Source organism: Winogradskyella sp. ECml5-4, assembly GCF_036903175.1.
Classification (GTDB): Bacteria; Bacteroidota; Bacteroidia; order Flavobacteriales; family Flavobacteriaceae; genus Winogradskyella; species Winogradskyella damuponensis.
Map to the genome: position 1 here is coordinate 19,586 of NZ_JAYJLF010000021.1, position 8,196 is coordinate 27,781.

The window sequence follows — 8,196 nt, forward strand, 5'->3', positions numbered from 1 at the left end:
ATAAAAAGAGGATGTTTTTACTTTTTCCCGAAATAATAAAACCAAAAAACACAACAAAACAACTGACTAACAGATAGATACACGCAAACACATTACTTTATACAAAAACTTAAATAAAGACGAACCATTTGTTCATTTTAGAGCTTTTATAACCATATTTAGAACTAAAAACAGGAATAACTGTTTAAAATATAGCTTCACAAACAATAAAAAATTTCTTATTATAATAGGTTATAATAATTTTAAAAATCTAATTACTTGTTGCTTAATATATTCGGATAGATCTCTATTTTTTTTTACTTAATAAGCATAGGCATCTCATTATAAAAAACGTATTCATATAAGTTTGAGTTTAAATAAATATAATGCTTACTTAAATGTACTTTTTATTGTTTTTTGTGAGAACAAAATATATAAGACTGCCGTATAAAAGTTTGGAATAGAAAATAACCTAGTAAACCTTTTTACTATTTAAACATTACCATGTAGTTTATTAATACTTAGGAAATTGTTTTTTTATTTTGAAGGGCTTCTATTTTATTTTTTAAGATTGCTATTGTTTTTCCATTTCTTTTATTGATAAAAAACACACCAATAAAAAGAAGTAACACAAATAAAGAAAATAGTTTTAACCTATTTAAGGTCTGTTTTTGAAGATCTTGAAGTTTTTCATTTTTACGATTATTATTGTCATCTAATGAATCGCTTACCGAATTTCGTTCAGCTTTTTTTATTTCTAATTGGCTATTAGAGTAAAGCTCATAATATTTTTGATATTCTTCCCATTGGTTTAGTGCCAAATAATTCTCTAATAAACCATTATAAATACCTGAATTTAACACAAGATCACCTACCTCTTTAGATTCCTCCAAAGCCTCCTCTAAATAATCTATAGCTTTCTGATATTCACCTTGCTCTGTAAAGACAGATGCTAAGCCTTTTTTAGCAAATGCAACAAGACTATTGGCATGAACGACTTTGGCTAAGGCAATAGATCTATTAAAACTGTTTTTTGCATTACCATATTGAGAAAGCAAAGTATAGCAATTTCCCTTATTATAGTAAACAATACTCAGATTGGTATTTACTTCTTCATTTTTTACATTTTGATACTCTGCAATACCTTTGTCAAAATACTCTAAGGCAATATCACAATTAAGGTTATCCTTGTAAATAAAACCTTTTACCGTATAACTATTAGCAATATACTTGCTTACAATCGCACGATCTGGATATAAGAAAGCCATTTGTTCTGTTTTTTCTAAATAATCTATAGATTTATCAAAAATTTTAAGTTGTTGGTATAAAATTCCTGTTCTAAATAAGATTTCTATTTGTAATACCTTATCATTTAATGTTTTTGAAAGTTCATCGGCTAAAATTATATATTCTAATGCTTTTTGATAATTTCTTTTAGAAGTATAAGCTAAAGAAATTAGCATTAAAGCTTTAACCTTTGTTTTTATAGTATAATCTGAATTTTCATAAACTGACAGCCCTAATTCAATAGCTTCATTAGGGTTTTCATACACTCTAAATCTACTAGCTTCTAAGACACTATCAATTTTTTTTATATTTTGATTAAAACTTAATGCAAACGAAGACAGTGGCATACTAAATACCAAAATGAGAAAACCATATAAATGCTTTTTTTTCATTTAACTTGTAGTTTTCTTTTTTAATTGATCACGTTCTTTTTGAATCATCTTAATAAAGGTCACAGGCGACATACCTATTATAGATTTAAAAACTGTTGCAAAACTACTATGAGAGGAATACCCACTTTCTTCTGCAAGAAAACTAATCTTATAATTTATATAATTGGAATCGTTTTTTAATTTATCAATGATGTAATTAACACGAAGTTTATTTATAAATGTGTTAAAATTATCATCATAATGTTTATTAATTACACCTGACAAATATTTAGTATTTGTATCAAATTGTCCTGCGAGTACAGCCAGTGAAATATCTTTATTTAAAAATTTTTTTGAAGTTTCAAACCGCTTCAATTTAGACAAAATTAGCTGTTCTGTTTCTTCTGGTATAGCAATACGTTTTGGTTTTGCTTTTTTTATAGGTTTTGTTTTAATATCACTATTTCTAATGACTTCCAAATAATTAATAATTTCTTTATGTCTTTTTTTTCTCGCTTCACCTTTTAAAACCACATAACCTCCAATAAACAGTGCTCCTATAAAACCTGCTACTAATAAATACAAATAATTACTATGAGTTTGTCTTTCATCAATTAAATCATCTTCTTCTTGATTAGAGAGCATTGTATATAATGTATTCACTGCCAATTGCTCTGTTCTTTCTACTTCTGTATTTAACGTTAAATATTTGTCATTAAAAACCTTATGTTTAATGTTTTGACCAGAAGCTAAATAGTTAATAGATAAATCCCTATTAATCTCCATTAAAAGTATAGGGTTATCTATAATTTCTGCATATCTCGAAGCAATAAAAAGAGATTCTTCACTTTTACTGAACTCTTTTTTCTGTAATTGTAAATAACCTAATTCTTTATAAATTAAAGCTTTTTGATAGAGATTATTTATTTGAGATGCATTAATCAGATTTAAAGTTTTTTCTATATACACTTCTGCAGAATCATAATTAGATAAATTATTATAAGCTCTTTCTTTAGCAAGAAGTATTGCTCGTTTTTCTGTTGAGTTTGTTTTTAAAAACGCTCTAAATTCACTTTCAGTATTTTCGATTAATGTTATAGCTTTCTCGCTATTTCGTCTCTCAATATTTGTGTTAATCTCCTCAAGTTTTATTAAATATTGTGTTAAGTCCTTATAGGCACTTTGAGGCATTTTTTTTAATAGTTTTTCTCCCTTTTCTATAAAGTACTGCGCCTGTTTATCTAAATAAATAAGCCGTAAAAGTTGTGCTTTTAGAAGATTTAACTCTATTTGTATATTCACACTAATTGATTCTGATAAATTATTTTTATCAAAAGCATGAATTACAGATTCGTGATAATCTCCCTTAATAATCTGAGCTCTAGCAATTAAAAGATTAGAAGCAACTATCTGCTCTAAATCTTGACTGGTATTTAATAAGTGTTCTGCTATCTTGAGTGATTCATCAGGGTTTGAATAAACTAACTCTTGTGCTTTAGTAATGAGATCGTTTTCTTGTGAATAGCTAAAACATGCCAATGTAAGACTTACCCATAAACTAATTGAGCGTATATATTTATAACAACGTGAATCTTTATGTGTCATTTTAGTGCGCTAACCCAAATTCTTAACGCAAAGAACTATAATATTTAAAATTGTATGTATATAATTATTGTAAGTTAGTAAATATAATAAACTTTCTAAAAGAACAATTATTAGATAAACCATAGAAGCATATTTAATCTTTAGGTATATCTTCTAGTCACAATTATAAGAATAACGCTTTTGAGTATTATGTGATGTGATATAATTATAAAAAAAGAGCAACATTTTATGTTGCTCTTCCTGCTATTAATCCAACGATCTAAAGTTATTCCTTTATAACTCTAAAGGTCTTTTGAGAATTATTCATAATTATTGTTACAAAATAAACTCCTTTATTTAACTCATTCATATTAATTGAAGTCGTTAATGTATTTGGAGTCATCTCTTTTACTTTCTGACCAACAATATTATAGATGCCAATTTGTGATATTGCATTATTTGCCTCTACAGTTAATGTATTTTTTACTGGATTAGGGTAATACTTAAATGTTTCAAAATCATTTGCATCAACATTTAACAATTCATCAGCATACGCAAAGAAACTGTATTCTGCAGCACTAGAAGAATGGATCAAAATTAGGTATGTGTTTCCTGCTACCAAATCTCCTGTTTTTGGTGTTAAACCACTATTAGAACAACTTGTAATGCCAGGTACATAACCAGCACTCGTTGTTTGCGAGCAATCACCTGTATTATATACTGTATAATTTGCACTACCACTTACTCTTGTAAAGTCAAAATGATACGTCCCTGTATACTGAGGTGTTAGTGAATACCAAACAGATTCTGAAGAAGAACTTTCACAACCTTCTGGTGAATTATAAGCGATACTAGTAACATTTATATTTCCAGAAATAGCATTATTACCAGTTTCATCAGTAGATTCTATTATAGAAATTGATGATGCACAATCACTATTAGCAACTGCATCTGGTAATTTAGTGATATCTAAATCAAAAGTAATCCCAGGATAAGATTGGCTAGATTGAACCATAGCATAATAAGTAGATCCCATATTTAATGTTATGATTTCACTTGAGTTAGTACAAGAGGGTATTTTAGAGACTAAGGCACCACAAGTTCCTTCATAAATGGAATATGAAACAGATCCATCTTGTAAAGTAGGGTTCTCTGCAATAGAAAACTCATAGACACCTGTTACAGTAGGGTTTAACACATACCAAACATCACCAACATTTGAAGTGTCACAAGAATTATCTGAAGATAAGGTTGAACCAACAAGCGTACCTGAAACTAGTTCTGTAGCTCCTTCTACTGTAGGTACCAATAAAGTTACTGCATCTAAACACTCATCGTTTGCTGGTGCAACTGGTGCCTCTCTTAAACAGATATCATAATTTTGCTGAGAGCTACCTGTATTAGTTTTACTCCTAATGTAGTAAGTCTCATTAATTGTTAAACCACTAAAAGTGACGTATGCTGAAGAAGAACATAACAAGCTTGTAAATGCCCCACAAGTTCCTGATAATAGTTCTGTTGATTGAAAAGTTCCACCATTTGGAAAACCAGGAGCTGATTCTGCATTTAAATATTCTAAAATCATAATTTCAGAAGAAGCTGTAAAACTAAACCACACATCATTAGTGTTAGATGATGTACAAGCACTTGGATCTGCAATAGATTCTGTAGCTCCTGTATTAGTTGCGCTTGTAAATAAACTACAAGAGTCATCTGAATTAATTGTAGCTGTTAAATCTATAGCATTAACACAATCATCATTTGAAGGTGGACAGTAAAAGAATGTAGAATTAGTATAAGAACATAATCCGTCATCACCATCGTTAGTTAATGTGAAATTAACAATTGTACCACTTGGGTATGGTCCTGCTGTTACAATACCTGTAGAACTAATATTAGTAATGTCAGATGTACCTGAAAAATCATCAGATAAGGTTAAAGATGTTGCACTCCCTAAATAAGAAATCTCTACATCTACAGAGAATTCATCATTATCACAATCTGCAATTGGAGTTAATGCTCCTAGTGTTGGATTAATACAACTGTTTTGTGTAATTATTAAACTATATCCATACGTGCTATTTGCATTTGAAGAACTTAGAACGACATAATAAGTATTACCTGATAATAATACAACATCTAATAAACTTCTTGAAGCTCCTGAGTAAGACCCAATATAATCTACACATTCCGTAGCAACATCAGGACACCCTTGAACAACATGTACTCCTGCTCTATTACCTGTATCTGGAAGAATACTATTAACTTCTATATTAATTGACATATCAGTAGTTGGTGTAATTTCATAAAAAACATCATTACCTTTCATATATGTATTATTACATGGACTAACATCAATATTATTTTCGTAGTTAGCTGTATCACCATTTGATTCTATATAGGGAAAAGAAGAAACAACTATTGGACTACTACACGTAGCTCCTATTAAAGGTGCCGAACGTGTTGTAAAGCTTTCTTCATTACAACCAATAGCATCACCAATACTATTAAAAGGTACAATGTTTACATAATACGGTGTAACATAACTTAATCCTGTTAAATCATAACTTGTTTCAGTCGTTATTACTCCATTAACAATATCTGTACCACCTGAAGTTGTACCTACAGAAACGGTATAACCTGTAGCGAGACCTGTAGCTGCTTGCCAAGTTATTGAAACATCTGTATCTGCATCATCTGCACCATTTAAAGGAGATAATAATACAGCATCACAATTAGGTATTGCATCTGCTTCTTGAGTTATAGATATATTATCTATAACTACTATTGTTCTAAACCCTGCAACATTCACAAGATTAAACAAAAATCGTACTTGAAAATCACTTCCACTTGCTATTGTTCCCACTGAAACACTCGCTGATTGACACGTACTAGCATCAGTGAAAGTGTAATTAGAATCATCTATCGTAGATATGTTTGTCCATGTTGTTCCACCATCTGTAGAATATTCAAAAACTAAACTTCCCCAATCTGTAGTTGGATTCACATTTTGCGCTCCAGGAAACTGACTAGTTCTCTCAAAAATATTATAAGAAAAGTTAGCCGTAAGATTTGTTCCATTAGATATCCCAGTGTAATTCTGTGATACCATACTAGCAGTATTACCTGCCGGCAAAAAGGACCATGCGCTTAGTCCTTCACCATCACAAATATAACTAGCAGTAGTCTGCATCTCACCTGTCCAGTTTGTAGGTGCAGATCCGCTTGACTCAGAATTGAAATTGTCAACAATTTCAATTTGCGAAAAAGCAGAGACACTAATTAGCATCATTAAATAAATTGTAATTTTTTTCATTGGTTTTGAATTTTGGATTAGTTAAATACTATGTATTAAAGACTTCTAAGATAGTAGAAGATCATATGCATAAAAAGATTCTATATTTGGCATTTACCGAAATTTGAAAGTAAAAAAAACCAATAAACCACTAGATAACAACAACTTAAATCAAACAATTAACATTTATTATAAAACATGCCTAACCTTCTATTTTTGATGTGATTTCTCACAATTACTTTGGTTTAATCCTTCAATTTTTGAAATTTAATAGCGAATATATTTAACCTTTTTTCAATCATTTATGCTCCTAATCCGCCAAAATTATTTCTTACCTTTAAGGCATGAATTTTATAAAAACCACTGAACAAGACTCAAACTATAATGATCTCGAAAAAATGTCAATTAACGAGATTATAACACTTATAAATAAAGAAGATCAAACGGTTCCTTTAGCTGTAGAAAAAGCATTGCCACAAATAGAAGCACTAATTGCCCAAGTTGTTTCTAAACTCAAAAGTGGTGGAAGGTTATTTTATTTAGGAGCTGGTACTAGCGGAAGATTAGGTATTCTTGATGCTTCTGAATGTCCACCTACATTTGGTGTACCTCATGACTTGGTAATCGGTTTGATTGCAGGCGGAGATAATGCTATAAGGAAAGCTGTAGAAAATGCCGAAGATTCAACTAGTCAAGGTTGGTTAGATTTACAAGCACATCATATTTCTAATAAAGATATCGTTATTGGTATAGCTGCTTCAGGCACAACCCCATATGTTATTAGTGCCTTAGAAAAAAGCAATGAACATAATATTATAACAGGTTGTATTACTTGTAATCATAATAGCCCTTTATCTTTAACTGCTCAATTTCCTATTGAAATTATTGTAGGCCCTGAGTTTTTAACAGGAAGTTCAAGAATGAAAGCTGGTACAGCTCAAAAACTAGTTCTTAATATGATTACTACAACTGCAATGATCCAGCTAGGTAAAGTGAAAGGCAATAAAATGGTAGATATGCAGCTTAGCAATGATAAATTAGTCAATAGAGCTACAAAAATGATTATGACAGAACTAAACATTTCAGAAGCAGAAGCAGCGATATTATTAAGTAAACATAAAAATGTAAGAGATAGTATTACCCATGGACGAAAATAATAGAACAGACAGAGACCTATTAGCGAAAGGGTTAAAACGATTAGGAATTTGTTTAGGACTCATGTTCGCAGGTCCGACATTATTACATTTAGCATTAGATAATAGCGAAAAACCACTTTATATACCGCTTCTAATTATAGCCTTTATACTCTGCATTGGTGCTATTCTTTTCTTATTTCTAGGGATTAACACTATTCTAGATAGTATCTTTAAAAAGAAAAAATAATATTTATTCTTTTTAAAGAATTATATTATAAGTCACCTACCTAAATCTCAATTCAAAACTAAAATATTAAACGGTTTTTGCTTAGGTAAATAAAATAAAGCTTTAGTAGTTAATAGATTTTTCCTTTGTATTTCAAAATTAATTTCATAATAAACAGCCCGGTTTATTTATAACTAGTATTCAATTCCAAATAAAGAATGAAGATAATAAAAAAGGTTAATTGATTTACTTCACGATAGATTCTAAAACAAAAAACCCTTACTAGATATCTAGTAAGGGTTTTCAAAAAAGGCGGCG

The 8,196-nt window shown here is 29.9% G+C and carries 5 protein-coding genes; 2 read left to right on the forward strand and 3 right to left on the reverse strand.

The genetic code is table 11. The annotated features are described in order from the left end of the window. Window positions 1-500: 500 nt before the first annotated feature. The 3 genes from VDP25_RS16555 to VDP25_RS16565 form a co-directional block, all read right to left on the reverse strand. Window positions 501-1,658, reverse strand: coding sequence for a tetratricopeptide repeat protein (locus VDP25_RS16555; RefSeq protein WP_334471616.1), 1,158 nt, complete (start codon window positions 1,656-1,658; stop codon window positions 501-503). Beyond that, complete coding sequence (locus tag VDP25_RS16560) at window positions 1,659-3,242, reverse strand: helix-turn-helix domain-containing protein (protein WP_334471618.1); 1,584 nt, start codon at window positions 3,240-3,242, stop codon at window positions 1,659-1,661. Window positions 3,243-3,507: 265 nt separating this feature from the next. Beyond that, on the reverse strand, window positions 3,508-6,537 hold the full coding sequence (locus VDP25_RS16565) for a T9SS type A sorting domain-containing protein (RefSeq protein ID WP_334471620.1): 3,030 nt from the start codon (window positions 6,535-6,537) through the stop codon (window positions 3,508-3,510). Between the two features lie 323 nt (window positions 6,538-6,860). On the opposite strand from VDP25_RS16565, the gene murQ reads away from it, so the two are divergent. Further along, window positions 6,861-7,673, forward strand: coding sequence for an N-acetylmuramic acid 6-phosphate etherase (gene murQ / locus VDP25_RS16570; protein WP_334471621.1), 813 nt, complete (start codon window positions 6,861-6,863; stop codon window positions 7,671-7,673). Further along, window positions 7,660-7,899 carry a DUF6095 family protein gene (locus VDP25_RS16575; RefSeq protein WP_215929010.1) on the forward strand — a complete coding sequence of 80 codons (240 nt, stop codon included), beginning with the start codon at window positions 7,660-7,662 and terminating at the stop codon, window positions 7,897-7,899. Before murQ ends, VDP25_RS16575 begins: the two co-directional genes overlap by 14 nt. The last annotated feature ends 297 nt before the right edge of the window (window positions 7,900-8,196 follow it).